Here is a 16,015-nt window from a genome sequence, read left to right as displayed (position 1 = left end):
AGGCCTTTAAAGTCGCACGCTAGAGCAATGCGTCATGGCAAAAGGCTGGGCAATAGCGACAAAACGAGCAAAGCGGCCATGGTCCAATTGAAAGTCAGCAGTCGGCGGCGATTGCTTAGGATAATACGCATTTGTTGGCCAAGAGCCGTCCAGACACTGACTGAAGGTAGGTTCACAACGCCAAAAATGCCCGCAACGATCAGTACGGAAAGGACTTCACGGCTAGGGGCGTACAGCGTGATGGCCGTTAGGGCCATTGTCCAAGCCTTTGGATTGACCCACTGAAAGAGGGCGGCTTGTATAAATGTCATGGGGGTCGAACCAGCCTTAGTGTCCTGTGGGCTAGCGGCATTGGCAATCTTCCACGCAAGCCAAAGCAGGTAAGCTGTGCTGATGATTTTCAGAATGGAATAGCTGATCGGCCAAAGGTCAAAGACCTGCATTAGGCCTAAACCAACCAGAGCAACCATAACTGTAAAGCCGATTCCAATTCCCAACATATGCGGAATTGTGCGGCCAAAGCCAAAGTTGGCGCCTGATGCCAAAAGCATCATGTTATTTGGGCCCGGTGTGATGCTGCTAACAAAAGCGAATGCGATGAGGGCCAGAAGAATTTCGTAAGACATGGCACAAGGATATATAAATTTGCACGGCATTGAATTGCGTTTTAGTGTTCTCTGGAAGGAAACACACAACTTATGATTAAGAATGACCCGATTAATGACCGAATATTGCGATGTCTTTTGGCCGATGGGCGGATTAGCAATCTCGACCTCGCTGAGAAAGTCGGACTGTCTCCATCAGCCTGCCTTCGTCGTGTGCAAGAGCTTGAGCGTAATGGAGCGATCAAAGGGTATCGCGCGGTATTAGACCGATCCATTCAAGGGATAGGATTTGTGGCTTATGTGACAGTTGGGCTGAACCAGCACACGAAAGCTGCACAAGAGGCATTCGAACGCGCAATAACGGAGTCGCCTGAAGTGGTTGAATGTCACAATATTACCGGGGCGGTGGAGTATTTATTACGTGTCGAAGCTGCGGATTTGAAATCCTACAAGTCGTTTCACACAGATGTTTTGGGAACTTTGCCGCAAGTCCATTCAATTACGTCATACGTCGTAATGGGTTCGCCTAAGGACGAGCGGGCCTAGGCCTTATGTGAGCCGGGCACCAGCGGCACCCGGCCTCAAATCATTGATTAGATGCAATCAGTTCAGCTTGCGAGACGATGACCTCAGCCTGTTTGATGGATGCAATATCAACCAAGCGGCCTTTGTAGACAGTAGCCCCTTCGCCTTTTGCTTTCGCGTCTTCCATTGCAGCAAGGATTTCGCGTGCTTCAGCAAGAGCTTCCGCCGAAGGTGTAAAGACTTTGTTCGCCAATCCGATTTGCTTAGGATGGATCGCCCATTTGCCGACCATACCCAGAGTAGCGGAGCGCGCGGCTTGTGCGATGTAACCTTCGTCGTCAGAAAAATCGCCAAACGGGCCGTCTACAGGCAATACCCCGTGGGTGCGGCAAGCAGCGACGATTTTGGCTTGCGCCCAATGCCAAGGGTCGGACCAGAACTTTTCACCTTCACGCAGCATGTAGTAGTTTTCTTGAGTGCCGCCGATCCCTGTCGTCTGCATCCCCATAGACGCTGCAAAGTCAGCAGCTCCAAGGCTCATAGCTTGCATACGCGGAGAAGATGCCGCGATTTCTTCGGCATGGGCGATACCGGCCGCAGATTCGATGATAACTTCAAAAGAAATCTTTTTTTTGCGACCCTTTGCAGCTTCGATCGCAGTGACCAATGCGTCCACGGCGTAAACGTCTTCGGCACAGCCCACTTTGGGGATCATGATTTGATCAAGACGGTCGCTGGCCTGCTCTAGTAGGTCGACGACATCGCGATACCAATAAGGGGTGTCTAGCCCGTTGATGCGGACAGACATGTATTTGTCGCCCCAGTCGACGGTGTTCAATGCTTCGATGATATTTACACGTGCGGAGTCTTTGTCAGACGGCGCAACGGAATCTTCGAGATCTAGATTGATAACATCTGCTTTGGATGCCGCCATTTTTTCGAAAATGGCCGGGCGTGAACCAGGGCCAAACAGTTGGCATCGGTTTGGGCGGGCAGGTGCAGCGGGCTGGATACGGAAGCTCATCTGGATTTCTCCAAGTAAGGAAATTTCTATTTTCTCTTTGTTTGAGTTATTAAATTACGCAGATGTTCGCAATAGTCATTTTGCGTTTGCGGCGTAATTACGCTGCGTTGCAGCGGTTCTTGGCCTTTTGCGCGCGCAAGAAAGGGCCTGTTTGTTGCGATATGGTTGAAATATTATCCTGACAATGATGAGTTTTTTCGAAGAAACTTCGAAAATAATATTCACTCTTGGTTGATTTGAAAGAAAATCCCTGCGGATTTGCACGAGTCTCTGCGTGAATTAGAATTTGCTGGGAGCAACGAGATGATCGAAACACCGTATCTGCTGTTTTTGGGTGATGCCCCTGACATGTTAGCCGCAAAAGTGGCAATTGGTATCCGCGACTGGCGCCCTGAAAACGCGATTGGCCAGATTAGTTTGCCAGGCTGTGGTGCAGACTTGAAGTTAACCGAAATGTCTTTGCAAGAAGGCCTTGATGCTGGTGCGAAAACGCTGGTGATTGGCGTTGCGAACCGTGGTGGCGTGATCTCTGCTGAGTGGAAAGAGCTTCTCGTGAAAGCGCTTGAGCTTGGCTATGATATTGCGTCTGGCTTGCATAATCTGCTGAGAGACGAAGGCGAACTGGTTGCTGCAGCTCAAATGCATGGCCGGACGTTGCACGATGTGCGTGTGCCAACCGTCGCTTACCCGATTGCAAATGGGGTAAAGCGGACTGGCAAACGCTGCCTTGCTGTTGGAACTGATTGCTCCGTCGGTAAAATGTACACTGCTTTGGCGATGGATGCTGAAATGCAAAAGCGCGGAATGAAATCGACATTTCGTGCAACAGGCCAAACCGGCATTTTGATCACGGGGCAGGGTGTTCCACTGGATGCAGTCATTGCAGATTTTATGGCCGGCGCAGTCGAGTATTTGACACCAAGCAACGATGAAGATCATTGGGACCTAATCGAAGGGCAGGGCTCTTTGTTCCATGTGTCATATTCCGGTGTCACACTTGCACTAGTGCATGGTGGTCAGCCTGATGCATTGATCCTTTGTCACGAGCCAACACGTGAGCATATGCGCGGTTTGCCTGGGTTCGACCTACCAACATTGGAGCAGCTAAAGGAAACAGCTTTGACGCTGGCGCGTGTTGCTAACCCAGATGTTCAAGTTGTCGGCATTTCCGTCAACACGCAACACCTCAGCGAAGATGAGGCGGTCAGCTACTTGGCAGATGTTGAAAACCAAACTGGATTGCCAACCGTTGACCCATACCGCCATGGTGCAGGGCGTTTGGTAGACGCTCTAGACGCGATCTGATCTAACGGATTTCAACGCGCGCGGACTGAAATTATCGCCGCTGAGTGCTCAATGAAGAAAAACTAAGCGGGAGTAGCGCTTTGAAAATCACCGTAACTCGAGACGTGTTTCGACTCGCGCAGGTCTTTACGATCTCGCGCGGGTCACGGACAGAAGCACAGGTGCTGACTGTTAAGGTTGAAAGGAACGGGGTAACGGGCTGGGGCGAATGCGTACCCTATGCACGATATAACGAAACCTTGGATAGCGTGACTGCTGAGATCGAGAGCCTGCCTTCAGAGTTCACCCGGTTAGAATTACAATCCCTGTTGCCTGCTGGTGCTGCAAGAAATGCGGTTGATTGCGCCCTATGGGACTGGGAAGCGAAAAACGCCGGTAAGCCGGTATGGGAGCTTGCCGGGCTGCCAGAACCGCATCCAGAGATCACGGCGTATACTTTGTCACTTGATACGCCTGAGAACATGCAAAAACAGGCAGCGGAAAATGCAAATCGGCCACTGCTGAAGATCAAACTTGGTACGCCAGATGACATCGCTCGCCTAGAAGCCGTGCGTACAGGTGCTCCGAATGCAACGATTATCGTTGATGCAAATGAGGGCTGGTCTGCAGAGGTATATACGGATCTCGCACCGCATTTGGTTCGCTTAGGCGTGACTTTGGTCGAGCAACCTCTCCCGGCAGGCGAGGATGATGCATTGCTTGGAATGGAACGCCCGGTGCCTGTATGCGCTGACGAAAGCTGCCATGATCGTAACGGTTTGGAGAAACTCAAGGGCAAGTATGACGTAATCAATATCAAGTTAGACAAAACTGGTGGTCTAACAGAGGCGTTGGAATTGCGTAAAAAAGCCTTTGAAATGGGCTTTGATGTGATGGTCGGATGCATGGTTGGCAGCTCACTGGCGATGGCGCCAGCAGTGCTAGTGGCGCAGGGGGTTAGCGTAACCGACCTTGACGGGCCGCTTCTCTTGGCCGAAGACCGCAAGGACGCTTTGACATTTGACAATTCTGGAGTGCATCCGCCACGCGCGGCGCTTTGGGGCTAAGGAGAGAGAGATGACCCGTACTGTTTATGTGAATGGCGAGTACCTGCCGGAAACCGAAGCAAAGGTTTCAATTTTTGATCGCGGCTTTCTGATGGGCGACGCCGTTTACGAAGTCACCTCTGTTTTAGATGGCAAACTTATCGATTTTGAAGGCCATGCTGTGCGTCTTGAGCGTTCTTTGAATGAACTTGATATGCAGCCTGCTTGCTCAAAAGAAGAGCTGTTGGCAATCCATCGTAAGCTTGTTGAGCTGAACGACATCAACGAAGGTCTTGTGTACTTGCAAGTTTCTCGTGGTTCCAACGGCGACCGCGATTTTGTGTTCCCTGATCCTGAAACAACCAAGCCGACGATTGTTTTGTTTACTCAGAACAAGCCAAACCTTGCTGACAGCCCAGCGGCTCGCAAAGGTGCAAAGATTATTTCTATCGACGATATTCGTTGGGGCCGTCGTGATATTAAGACTGTTCAGCTCCTCTACCCTTCGATGGGTAAGATGATGGCAAAAGCTGCCGGTGCTGATGACGCATGGCTTATCGAAGATGGTCATGTAACCGAAGGTACAAGCAACAACGCTTACTTTGTGACGAACGGCAAAATCGTAACGCGCCCATTGTCGACTGACATTCTGCACGGCATTACGCGTGCAGCTGTTATGCGGTTGGCAGAAGAAGCTCAGATGGAAGTTGAAGAGCGTTTGTTCACCATCGACGAAGCCAAAGAAGCGGATGAAGCCTTCACAACCTCTGCGTCTGCATTTGTTATGCCGGTGATCGAGATTGATGGTGTTCAGTTAGGCGATGGCACACCGGGCCCGATCGCAAAGCGTTTGCGTGAAATCTATCTGGATGAAGCGCGCAAAAAAGCGATCTAAATACAGCAGGTTTAATCGAAAAAGGCGGGGCTTTGACCCCGCCTTTTTTTATGAGAATTTGAACTGGCTATGGTTCACGTAGGTTTCGCCGGGTCGTAAGACTGCTTTTGGGAATTGTGCGTCCCTAGGTGCGTTTGGCCAATTCTGCGGCTCTATTGCTAAGCCGGCATAGTCACCATATTGCCGACCGTCCAATCCGCGATAGGGGCTTGAGAACTCAGGCGCATTGTAAACTTGCAAGCCTGGTTGATTGGTCGCGATGGTCAAGCTGCGTTCCGAATTCAGCGTGATGACCGTGGCCACGTCGCGAAGTGGCTCGACGGTCGAGGATAGGCAAAAATTGCTATCCAAGAGACCATCAGAGATTCCACGAGGTTGGCTAAAATCCCGCGCAGTTCCCGTAACATCAACAACGTTCCCAGTCGGAATATGATCTTCATCGTATTCAAGTGCCTGCGTGCAAGCTATCCGCAGTTTATGGTGGTCAATGGTATCGTGACCGTCCAAGTTAAAATAGCAGTGCGAGGCTAGGCCGCATACAGTTGGTGCATCTGTAGTCGCGGTCAGCATCACATCAACGGCGTTGTTGGGCAGGATAGTATAGGTGCAACGTGCCGTTAGGTTTCCGGGGAAGCCCATGTGTCCATCAGGCAGAGTGACGTCCATTGTAACGCTGTCATCCGTTATCTCGGCAATGTTCCAATTCCAATATTGAAGCCCATCACTGCCACCATGCAATGTGTGTTTCCCGAGCCAATTTTTATCAAGCTGATAGGTGTTTCCATCAATAGTAAATGCGGCATTGCCAATACGATTGGCAAAGCGGCCAGCGATGGCTCCCATGCAGGGTTTGTTGTCGGCATAAGAGGCGACATCGGCGAACCCTAGGATCAAGGGAGCATTATGCCCGCGCATGCGTATATCTTGTAGAGCCGCGCCTAATGTTACTACTTTCACTATCATCCCTTGAGATTGCAGCGTTACTTGGTGTGCCTCGCGGCCATCGCTCAGGGTGACGGTTTCGGTAATCGGCATGGTTTACTCTTTATTTTCTACGTTTTCTTTAAATGCCGTTTTAAACGCATCTTGCTGGCTGGCTGTCGCATCTGTTTGGTAGTTGGCTTTCCACTCCGCCATCGTCATCCCATAAAAGCTCTCGCGTGCTTCATCTTTTGACATCTCAATGCCGCGCTCATTTGCGGCCTCTTGGTACCAACGGCTTAGGCAATTACGGCAAAATCCAGCGAGGTTCATCATGTCAATGTTCTGCACATCTGTGCGTTTTTCCATCAAATGGTCACGCAACGTGCGAAAGGCTGCAGCTTCAAGTTCTAGTTTGGTTTGGTCGTCCATTAGGTTTCCTTTACTTAAAGCACGCGTTTCACATAGACCTCTGGGTCCAGTTCAACAGGGATGACACTGATTGATCCAACGTCGGGCATGTGTTTTTCAAGAATTGCCAGCAAATCTTTTGCGAGCGTCGAACGTACTTCGACAGGCCGCCCTGCAAGAAGGCGCAAGGTTAAATGCGCAAACGTTTCAGGGCGGGCCCCCATAATTACATTTTCGCAAGCGATCGTCCGGGTTTTGATGTCTTTGCCCGCGCCGAAAACACCGCTGGCCAGTGTGACATCAAATAGTTCCTGAGCGATTTCGGCAAGATCGTAGTCGTCGGCAAGTTCCGTTGAATATTCAAGTATTACGTGTGGCATGTGTCATCCTTAATATGTGCTGCGCTCTAAGGCATCTTTTAGAACTGGTGCCAATCGTTCCGCCCAAGCATTTTGCTCTGCTTCTGTACCGATCAAATCCTGACGTAATTCGATCAAAGTGTTCAAGTGGTTCTTCTGAAGCGCTAAGCGATCCACAGCGTCGCCGGGAAGATGGCCAGCATAGGGTTCATTGTCGCCCACGGTTAGATCAGTCTCTTCCCGCAGTCGGTCTATCACATGAGGGCCAAGCGCGCGAAGGTCGTGTGCAGCATGCAGAATGGCAATTTCCCAGGGGCGCGGCGCACGGCCGTTCAAGCGTGGAGAAAAGCTATGCATTGCGACAATGACAGGATCATCACGTTTTGAAACCATGTCCTCAAGCGCTGCATGATAGGGCGCATAATAGGTTTCCAACCGACGTTGTTCTTCGTCATGATCAATCTCAGCGTTCGCTGGAATCAATGTGCCGTCATATAGGCGCATAACAAGTGTCGGGTCATTTGGGCCGCGGTTCGGGTCGATCACCAATCGAGAAAAGTTTGATGCAACGACCGGCGCGTTCAACAGTTCACCAAGGCGGAGTGACACGCCAAGCGCGCCAATATCGTAGGCAATGTGTCGCTGCATGTCAGTTTCCGCGAGCCCCAGAGAACCGTTATTGATTTCATCCGGAACGATGTTTCGCGCGTGGTCTACTGTGATCAGCCAACGCCCTGGCCGATCCTCTCCGAAAATATGGTAAGGTTGGTGTGTCATGTGCCTGTCGCTTTCTTCTCATACCACTTAGGCGAACGGCACAGAAAAGGGAATTGCGCAAACGGCTCTGACGTTATAGTTAGCGGTAACAATTCCCCTCAAAAGGTGAGTATATCCAATGAGACGCCTGCGTAATGTAAAGATTGTGGCCACCCTCGGTCCAGCATCTGAAACCTATGAAACAATCCGGGCGCTGCACGAAGCGGGTGCCGACGTCTTCCGCTTGAACATGAGCCACGGTAGCCATGACGAAATCAAAGTAAAGCATGATCATATCCGTCAGGTCGAAAAAGACTTGGGTAGCCCGATTGCTATTCTGGCCGACCTTCAGGGTCCTAAATTGCGTGTAGGTGTTTTTGCGAATGACGATGGCGAGATGTTGGTCGAAGGCGCAATGTTCCGTCTGGATCTGGATGGCACACCGGGCGATGCGTCACGTGTAAACCTACCGCACAATGAGATTTTTGCGGCACTGGAAGTCGGTTCACATCTTTTGGTAAACGACGGTAAGATTCGTCTGCGCGTCGAAGAATGTGGTGTTGATTTCGCTGATTGTATCGTCGTGACCGGCGGTCGGATTTCCAACCGTAAGGGCGTGAACGTTCCTGACGTTGTGCTTCCACTCGCGGCGCTTTCAGACAAAGACAAAAAAGATCTAGAATTCGTTTGCGATCTTGGTGTTGATTGGCTGGCCTTGTCCTTCGTGCAGCGCCCTGGTGATGTACTGGAAGCACGCGAAATGGTCCGCGGTCGTGCGTCCGTTCTATCCAAAATCGAAAAACCAACTGCCGTCGAAGACTTTGATTCTATCCTTGAGGTGTCTGACGGCATTATGGTTGCTCGTGGTGATCTGGGTGTCGAATTGCCAGTTCAAAACGTTCCGCCGATTCAGAAACGCCTTGTACGTCGCTGCCGCCGAGCTGCAAAGCCGGTGATCGTGGCAACTCAGATGCTGGAAAGCATGATTGAAAGCCCGATGCCAACACGTGCAGAAGTATCGGACGTAGCGACTGCTATTTATGAAGGCGCCGATGCGATCATGCTGTCTGCTGAATCTGCGGCAGGCGATTATCCAATCGAAGCCGTTACAACGATGAATAACGTTGCGGTCGAAGTTGAAAGCGATCAAACGTATCGCGATGTCATCGAAGCGTCCCGCTCGACCAAAGGCGAATCTGTAGCTGACGCAATCGTTGCGGCAGCGCGTGAGATTGCGGAAACCACAGAAATCAGCGCGATCTGTTGCTTTAGCCAAAGTGGGACGACTGCTCTAAAAGTTGCGCGGGAACGTCCTCGTGTTCCAATCATTGCAATGACCAGTCGCCTTTTGACTGCGCGACGTTTGGCGCTGACTTGGGGGACCACTTGTGTGACCACCCCAGAGCTTGATCGCTTTAAATCGTGCGTGGTGGCCGCTGTTGGGGCTGCAAAGCGCTTAGAGATCGCGACAGAACAAGATCAAGTCGTTGTCACAGCTGGTCTACCGTTCAACATGCCAGGCACAACGAACATTGTTCGCGTGGCGCCATGTGATGAGCGTTTGATTTTGGCTACCGAACCGGAATAATCTATTAGCAACCTTAGTGTTGCGGAGATTCTTGTGTACGCAGATACAGTTCTGACGATTGGTCTGCTTTTGGCCATTTTTTCGGTGCCGGCATTTTTGTCGGCACTGGCTGATAGCAGGTCTCTGCGTGCCTCATCGCTATGCATTCTCTTAGCGGGTATGAGTATCGTTTGGGCCTTATCTACAAAGCCCGGAGGGTATCAGTTCGCTGAAATCCCCGCTGTGTTGATTGATCAGCTTGCTAAACTGATCAGATAGCACTTTACCTCTTGCGGAATTAAAGACACGGGCGTATATCGCGCCATCTATCCGCGCGTCCGGCTGAGTGGCATGCCGAGTCGCGTTTGAACCGACGACTAATGAAGGAGACGGAAATGCCTAAGATGAAGACTAAATCAAGCGCCAAAAAGCGCTTTAAGATGACGGCAAGCGGCAAGGTTAGAGCTGCCCAGGCTGGCAAACAGCACGGTATGATCAAACGGTCGAATAAATTTATTCGCAACGCACGTGGCACGACAACTTTGTCTGCTCCAGATGCGAAAATCGTTAAATCATACATGCCATACGCACGCTAAGGAGTACTGAACTATGTCTCGCGTTAAAGGTGGTACAGTTACCCACGCCCGTCACAAGAAAATCGTCAAACAAGCAAAAGGCTACTACGGCCGTCGCAAAAATACCTTCAAGGTAGCGTCGCAAGCAGTAGACAAAGCGAACCAATACGCGACACGCGACCGGAAAAACCGGAAACGTAATTTCCGCGCATTGTGGATCCAGCGTATCAACGCTGCTGTTCGCGCGCATGACGAAGCTCTGACATACTCTAAATTCATCAACGGCCTGAACTTGGCTGGTATCGAAGTGGACCGTAAGGTTCTGGCAGATCTTGCCGTACACGAGCCAGAAGCATTCACAGCGATCGTTGAGCAAGCACAAGGCGCATTGGCTGCTTAAGCCTTTGTTCAATTAGTGTTGAAAACGCCGCGTCTTCTAGACGCGGCGTTTTTTTTGTATTCCACACTATTATGAAGCTCATGCGGCGCAGTCTCCTTGGGTTTAGTGAATAGGCGGACCAATGGATCATAAAGCTTTCATTCGAAATTTAGACCGCGAGCACCTCGCGGCATTGATGGAAAAGAATGACCGGATTGGTGTTCTTCACCTCTTTGGCCATATCGCTGTAATCGCCATCGGTGGGTTTTGGGTCATGCAAGGCTGGCTGCTTTGGCCAGCGGTCATGGTTGTGCTGGGTATCGCGATTAGCTTCTTGTTCACGCTAGAACACGAGGCGACTCATCAAACCCCCTTTAAAAGCCGTTGGATTAACGAGATGGCCGGATGGGTTTCTGGCTTGCTCATTCTGCAACCTTTTTACTGGTTCCGTTATTTTCACCTTGCCCATCATCGCTATACCAATATTCCCGGCAAAGACCCCGAACTGATGTCAGGCTATAAACCCGAAGAGCGACAGGCCTTTTTCTGGTATCTAACCGGTATTCCATATTGGATGGGCATGGCGCGTCAGATTTGGCGAAATGCTAAAGGGCAACGGTTTCATAGCTATATTCCAGAGCGCGTACAAAAGCGCGTCACTATAGAGGCGCGGATGATGCTGGGGTTCTATGCGCTTGCCTGCCTAAGCTTGATTGTCTCGCCTGTGCTATTCTGGGTCTGGGCCTTGCCAATGGTGCTGGGAATGCCGTTTTTGCGACTATATTTATTGGCAGAACACGGCCGATGCGCCTTTGTCGCCAATATGTTTGAGAATACACGCACGACCTACACCACGCGTATTGTGCGCTTTATTGCGTGGAATATGCCTTATCACGTAGAGCACCACTCTATCCCTGCCGTACCGTTCCATAAATTGCCAGAGTTACACGAGTCGATTAAAGGACACCATGTCGTGACATCTCAGGGATATTCCGGTTTTGCGGCTGAGTATCTACGGGAAACACGCTAGCGCTTGCACGTTGGGCGCTGGCACGGTAATTCGCAAGGAAAGCAAAGGCGCTAAGGGTTAGACGATGGATGATCTCAGAGACAAGTATATCAATCTGATTGCGGATGCTGCGGACGAAGTAGCAATCGAAGATCTTCGCGTGCAGGCCGTTGGCAAGAAGGGCGAGATTGCCTTGAAAATGCGCGAACTGGGTAAAATGACCCCAGAAGAGCGCCAAATTATGGGCCCTAAACTGAATGCGCTGAAAGACGAGATCAACTCAGCGCTTTCCGCAAAAAAAACTGCATTAGCAGATGCCGCACTTGATGAGCGTTTGAAAACGGAATGGCTGGACGTAACTTTGCCCGGTCGTGGTCGCCGCCAAGGCTCGATCCACCCGATTTCTCAGGTAACCGAAGAAGTCACAGCTATCTTTGCTGACATGGGCTTTGCTGTGGCCGAGGGTCCGCAAATCGAAACCGACTGGTATAATTTTGACGCATTGAACATTCCGGGCCACCACCCAGCGCGCGCGGAAATGGATACGTTCTATACCCATCGTGCCGAAGGCGATGATCGCCCGCCGCATGTGTTGCGGACACACACATCGCCAGTTCAAATCCGGTCTATGGAAAAGAACGGTGCGCCAATCCGCATCATCTGTCCGGGTCGCGTATATCGTGCGGATTATGACCAGACCCACACACCGATGTTCCACCAGATCGAAGGTCTGGCACTGGGCAAAGACATCTCAATGGCCAACTTGAAATGGGTGCTGGAAGAGTTCTTTACCGCTTTCTTCGGTACCGAGGTCAAAACTCGCTTCCGTTCGTCTCACTTCCCGTTCGTTGAACCGGGTGCCGAAGTCGACATTCAGTGCAAATGGGAAAACGGCTCTGTCAAAGTAGGTGAGGGCGACGATTGGCTCGAAGTGCTCGGCTCTGGCATGGTGCACCCACACGTGCTGAAATCTGGCGGTATTGACCCAGATGAATACCAAGGTTTCGCATTTGGCATTGGTATCGACCGCCTAGCGATGCTGAAATACGGCATCCCTGATTTGCGCGCCTTCTTTGACAGCGACCTACGCTGGCTGCGCCACTATGGCTTTGCATCACTTGATCAACCAACGCTGCATGGCGGTTTGGTGAGATAACAAAAAAGGCGAGCCACTGGCTCGCCTTTTCTCTTTGTGGAATCGGTTTAGCTCTGGAGCTCTGCTAAAATCTCTTCCAGCATCTCCATACCTTTGCCCCAGCCGCTACCCATGTTTTCCATGGCTCCGGCAAAGAACGCGATTTCGGTATCTGTTGCGTCATGCGGTGTCCACTCTAGGCGCATATGGCATTTTCCACCCTCTGCCTTAAATGTCACTGTTGTCAGCAGCTTACGTGGCCAATCTGGCATCATTTGATTTGCGCAGATGTTCCAGTTGGCATCGGTGTTACCATGCAGCCAAACAAGACGTTGGTCCTGTAGAACCTCGGAATAATCCGCGCGCTGATAGCTCGACATCTTTTGCATTTTCATCTCGTGCAGCCATTCGCCGCCTTCGCGCACATCCATTTTATGAACGATTGACGTGACGCCGGGTCCGTACCAGCGCGACACTAGGTCTGGCTCTGTCCATGTGCGCCATACGAGGGCAGGAGGGGCGTTAAAGGTGCGTTCTAGGACGTAGGTTGGTAGGTCACTCATCGGGTGTTCCTTGTTTTAATTCTTCGAGTAAATCGTCGAGTTGATCAAATGAGCCGACCCAGAAGCGTTTGAATTCTTCGAGCCAGGCAACAGCTTCTGCCATTGGCGCGGCCTTTAGGCGGGCAGGACGGCGTTGTTTGTCGATGGCGCGGTCAATTAACCCAGCATTTTCAAGCACTTTCAGGTGCTTAGATATGGCTGGTTGACTCATCGCAAACGGTTCGGCGAGTTCATTCACCGATGCATCCCCGGATGATAGCCGGGCCAATATGGCGCGGCGGGTTGGATCAGATAGGGCGCCAAAGACGGCATCTAGGTTGGGATTTGATTGTATATAGCTGATTCGTTCCATAACTATATGGTTATATGAATTCCTAAATGCGTCAATCCCCTTTGAAAGTCAGGGGAATCGCGGCATACCTCTTCCCCCTTTGCGCCATATCCGTTAAAGCCAATCTGACCCGATATTGACTTGCGGAATGGACCGATGAAATTCACTCTCTCTTGGTTGAAAGACCACCTGGACACCGACGCGAGCCTTGACGACATCTTGTATGCCCTGACGGATTTGGGCCTTGAGGTCGAAGAGGTTCACAACCCTGCGGACCGGTTGAAAGAGTTTACCATCGCCAAAGTTCTGCACGCGGAAAAACACCCCGACGCGGATAAACTTAAGGTTTGCAACGTCTTAACCGACGAAGGCGAAAGCCAAATCGTTTGTGGTGCCCCTAACGCACGTGAAGGTATCACTGTCGTTCTGTGTAAGCCGGGCAGCTATATTCCGGGCCTCGACATCACGATTAAGGTCGGAAATATCCGTGGTGTTGAAAGCCACGGGATGATGGCGTCTGAGCGCGAGCTTGAATTGTCGGATGAGCATAACGGAATTATCGAATTGCCGTCTGGGGACGTTGGGCAGAAGTTTATTGATTGGTTGGCAGAGAATGATCCGGCCAAGGTTGATCCGGTGATTGAGATCGCGATTACGCCGAACCGTCCGGATGCTTTGGGGGTTCGCGGCATTGCGCTTGATCTTGCAGCACGCGGGTTGGGTACCATGAAGTCGGCTAAAACGGCTGATATTTCAGGTGGTTATCCGTCGCCGATCAATGTGACGATTGACGAAGATACACGCGAAAACGGATGCCACGTGTTTGCGGGGCGTTTGATCAAAGGCGTGAAAAATGGTTCGTCTCCGAAATGGTTGCAGGACCGGCTTGAAGCGATTGGGCTGCGTCCGATTTCGGCGTTAGTAGACATTACCAATTTCTTTACATACGACCGGAACCGCCCGCTGCACGTGTTTGATGCGGATAAAGTTCAGGGTGATCTGCGCATTCACCGCACGCTTGGCGGTGAAACGTTGATGGGTCTGGACGAAAAAGAATACACATTTGGCGCGGGCCAAGTTGTGATTTCTGACGATCAAGCCGTTGAAAGCATTGGTGGAATCATGGGTGGCCTTTCTACGGGTTGCACCGAAGAGACAACCAATGTCTTCCTTGAGGCTGCTGTTTGGGATCACATTCAGATTGCGCTGACGGGCCGTGCACTGAAAATTAACACTGACGCGCGCTACCGCAATGAGCGTGGAATCGATCCGGCGTTCAATATGGAAGCGCTTGATCTTGCGACTGCGATGATCATGGAACTGTGCGGTGGTGAACCTTCTGAGGTTGTCACAGCGGGATCTGTGCCTGATGTGAGCCGTGCCTATAAGCTGGATACAGATCGCGTGCAGTCGTTGGTTGGGATGGAAATTCCGGCGGAAGTACAACGTAAGACATTGACTGCATTGGGTTTTGTTCTAGAGGGCGACATGGCGCATGTGCCGTCTTGGCGCCCGGATGTACTGGGTGAAGCCGACCTTGTGGAAGAGGTGGCGCGGATTGCGTCATTGACCAAGCTAAAGGGCGTGCCAATGCCGCGTGTGGATGCGGGTGTGCCGCAGCAGATCCTAACGCCGTTGCAAAAGCGCGAACAGATTGGCCGCCGTACGACCGCGTCTTTGGGTTACAACGAATGTGTAACCTATTCATTTATCGACAAAAAATCGGCTGAAATGTTTGGTGGTGGGTCCGATGCGACCATGCTGGCGAACCCGATTTCATCTGACATGAGCCATATGCGCCCTGATTTGCTGCCGGGTCTGTTGCAGGCGGCGGCACGTAACCAAGCGCGCGGGTTCACGGATATGGCATTATTTGAAGCTGGACCGACCTATCAAGGTGGTGAGCCGGGCGAGCAACGTCTTGAAATCACGGGTATTTTGGTTGGTCGCACGGTTGGCAAAGACGTGCATGGTGAAAGCCGCGGCGTAGACGTATTTGATGCAAAGGCGGATGCCGAGGCGGTTTTGGCGGCCATCGGTGCACCGGCGAAAGTACAAATTCTGCGCGGCGCAGAGGGATGGTGGCATCCGGGTCGTCATGGCCGTATTTGCCTAGGACCTAAGAAAACATTGTGTGTTTTCGGTGAGTTACACCCAAAAGTTCTGGCAGAGATGGATTTGAAAGGGCCTGTTGTTGGCTTTACGATCTATCCTGAAGACGTGCCAGCAGCGCGCAAAAAGACTGCGACTCGGCCTGCTTTGAAACTGCGTGACCTTCAAGCGGTTGAGCGCGACTTTGCCTTTGTTGTGGACGGCGCTGTAGAGGCACTGACATTGGTGAATGCAGCTGCGGGTGTTGATAAGGAACTTATTGAAAACGTTCGTGTTTTTGACGAGTTCACCGGCGAGATGGCGGAAAAACAAATGGGCGAAGGTAAGAAATCCATCGCGATGACTGTGCGTTTGCAGCCAACGGACAAGACGCTGAAGGAAAAAGATATCGAAGCGATTTCCGCTAAAATCATCGAGAAGATTAACAAAGCGACCGGCGGTGTATTACGCGGGTAATCTGGAAATTCGTACGTTTCACCGTCTGAAACGTACGATTCGAAATTCACGCGAAACCCTCG

18 protein-coding genes are annotated in these 16,015 nt (G+C 51.3%); 10 read left to right on the top strand and 8 right to left on the bottom strand.

Going from position 1 to position 16,015, the window contains the following annotated elements:
• Positions 1–32: 32 nt before the first annotated feature.
• Positions 33–626: a LysE family translocator gene (locus Q4544_RS11695; RefSeq protein ID WP_303506487.1), complete on the bottom strand. Its 594-nt coding sequence runs from the start codon at positions 624–626 to the stop codon at positions 33–35.
• Between the two features lie 72 nt (positions 627–698).
• Between Q4544_RS11695 and Q4544_RS11690 the strand changes: the two genes are divergently transcribed.
• Positions 699–1,151 (top strand): Lrp/AsnC family transcriptional regulator, encoded by a 453-nt coding sequence (locus Q4544_RS11690; protein WP_303506485.1) that lies wholly within the window; start codon positions 699–701, stop codon positions 1,149–1,151.
• Between the two features lie 40 nt (positions 1,152–1,191).
• On the opposite strand, the gene Q4544_RS11685 is transcribed toward Q4544_RS11690, so the two are convergent.
• On the bottom strand, positions 1,192–2,154 hold the full coding sequence (locus Q4544_RS11685) for an L-malyl-CoA/beta-methylmalyl-CoA lyase (protein WP_303506483.1): 963 nt from the start codon (positions 2,152–2,154) through the stop codon (positions 1,192–1,194).
• Between the two features lie 303 nt (positions 2,155–2,457).
• On the opposite strand from Q4544_RS11685, the gene dgcN reads away from it, so the two are divergent.
• The 3 genes from dgcN (at position 2,458) to Q4544_RS11670 (ending at position 5,379) form a co-directional block, all read left to right on the top strand.
• Positions 2,458–3,459 carry an N-acetyltransferase DgcN gene (gene dgcN / locus Q4544_RS11680; RefSeq protein WP_303506481.1) on the top strand — a complete coding sequence of 334 codons (1,002 nt, stop codon included), beginning with the start codon at positions 2,458–2,460 and terminating at the stop codon, positions 3,457–3,459.
• A gap of 80 nt (positions 3,460–3,539) precedes the next feature.
• Positions 3,540–4,505, top strand: coding sequence for an N-acetyl-D-Glu racemase DgcA (gene dgcA / locus Q4544_RS11675; RefSeq protein ID WP_303506480.1), 966 nt, complete (start codon positions 3,540–3,542; stop codon positions 4,503–4,505).
• 10 nt (positions 4,506–4,515) lie between these two features.
• Positions 4,516–5,379, top strand: a complete 864-nt coding sequence (locus Q4544_RS11670) for a D-amino-acid transaminase (RefSeq protein WP_303506478.1) — start codon at positions 4,516–4,518, stop codon at positions 5,377–5,379.
• A 48-nt stretch (positions 5,380–5,427) separates the two neighbouring features.
• Here Q4544_RS11670 and Q4544_RS11665 read toward each other — a convergent pair whose 3' ends face one another.
• Genes Q4544_RS11665 through Q4544_RS11650 form a run of 4 tightly spaced genes read right to left on the bottom strand, consistent with a single transcriptional unit; the run spans position 5,428 to position 7,847 of the window.
• On the bottom strand, positions 5,428–6,414 hold the full coding sequence (locus Q4544_RS11665) for an aldose epimerase family protein (RefSeq protein ID WP_303506476.1): 987 nt from the start codon (positions 6,412–6,414) through the stop codon (positions 5,428–5,430).
• A 3-nt stretch (positions 6,415–6,417) separates the two neighbouring features.
• Positions 6,418–6,732: a DUF1244 domain-containing protein gene (locus tag Q4544_RS11660; protein WP_303506474.1), complete on the bottom strand. Its 315-nt coding sequence runs from the start codon at positions 6,730–6,732 to the stop codon at positions 6,418–6,420.
• Positions 6,733–6,746: 14 nt separating this feature from the next.
• The gene (locus tag Q4544_RS11655) at positions 6,747–7,091 is read right to left on the bottom strand and encodes a 5-carboxymethyl-2-hydroxymuconate Delta-isomerase (RefSeq protein WP_303506472.1); all 345 of its coding nucleotides are present in this window, start codon (positions 7,089–7,091) and stop codon (positions 6,747–6,749) included.
• A 9-nt stretch (positions 7,092–7,100) separates the two neighbouring features.
• On the bottom strand, positions 7,101–7,847 hold the full coding sequence (locus tag Q4544_RS11650; RefSeq protein WP_303506470.1) for an N-formylglutamate amidohydrolase: 747 nt from the start codon (positions 7,845–7,847) through the stop codon (positions 7,101–7,103).
• Between the two features lie 118 nt (positions 7,848–7,965).
• Between Q4544_RS11650 and pyk the strand changes: the two genes are divergently transcribed.
• The 5 genes from pyk (at position 7,966) to pheS (ending at position 12,512) form a co-directional block, all read left to right on the top strand.
• Positions 7,966–9,414 (top strand): pyruvate kinase, encoded by a 1,449-nt coding sequence (pyk, locus tag Q4544_RS11645; protein ID WP_303506468.1) that lies wholly within the window; start codon positions 7,966–7,968, stop codon positions 9,412–9,414.
• A 374-nt stretch (positions 9,415–9,788) separates the two neighbouring features.
• The gene (gene rpmI / locus Q4544_RS11640; RefSeq protein WP_303506466.1) at positions 9,789–9,989 is read left to right on the top strand and encodes a 50S ribosomal protein L35; all 201 of its coding nucleotides are present in this window, start codon (positions 9,789–9,791) and stop codon (positions 9,987–9,989) included.
• Positions 9,990–10,002: 13 nt separating this feature from the next.
• Positions 10,003–10,368 (top strand): 50S ribosomal protein L20, encoded by a 366-nt coding sequence (gene rplT / locus Q4544_RS11635; RefSeq protein ID WP_303506464.1) that lies wholly within the window; start codon positions 10,003–10,005, stop codon positions 10,366–10,368.
• Between the two features lie 121 nt (positions 10,369–10,489).
• Positions 10,490–11,377 (top strand): fatty acid desaturase, encoded by an 888-nt coding sequence (locus Q4544_RS11630; RefSeq protein ID WP_303506462.1) that lies wholly within the window; start codon positions 10,490–10,492, stop codon positions 11,375–11,377.
• Positions 11,378–11,441: 64 nt separating this feature from the next.
• The gene (gene pheS / locus Q4544_RS11625; protein WP_303506461.1) at positions 11,442–12,512 is read left to right on the top strand and encodes a phenylalanine--tRNA ligase subunit alpha; all 1,071 of its coding nucleotides are present in this window, start codon (positions 11,442–11,444) and stop codon (positions 12,510–12,512) included.
• A 47-nt stretch (positions 12,513–12,559) separates the two neighbouring features.
• Here pheS and Q4544_RS11620 read toward each other — a convergent pair whose 3' ends face one another.
• Positions 12,560–13,054, bottom strand: a complete 495-nt coding sequence (locus Q4544_RS11620; RefSeq protein WP_303506459.1) for an SRPBCC domain-containing protein — start codon at positions 13,052–13,054, stop codon at positions 12,560–12,562.
• A complete protein-coding gene (locus Q4544_RS11615) occupies positions 13,047–13,406 on the bottom strand; it encodes a helix-turn-helix transcriptional regulator (protein ID WP_303506456.1) in 360 nt (119 codons plus the stop codon). The genes Q4544_RS11620 and Q4544_RS11615 overlap by 8 nt, the downstream gene beginning before the upstream one ends.
• Positions 13,407–13,541: 135 nt before the next feature.
• Between Q4544_RS11615 and pheT the strand changes: the two genes are divergently transcribed.
• Positions 13,542–15,953, top strand: coding sequence for a phenylalanine--tRNA ligase subunit beta (gene pheT, locus Q4544_RS11610; protein ID WP_303506454.1), 2,412 nt, complete (start codon positions 13,542–13,544; stop codon positions 15,951–15,953).
• Positions 15,954–16,015 lie beyond the last annotated feature (62 nt).

The organism is Cognatishimia sp. 1_MG-2023 (assembly GCF_030548175.1).
Taxonomy (GTDB): Bacteria; Pseudomonadota; Alphaproteobacteria; order Rhodobacterales; family Rhodobacteraceae; genus Cognatishimia.
This window is presented reverse-complemented; position numbering and strand designations above follow the sequence as displayed.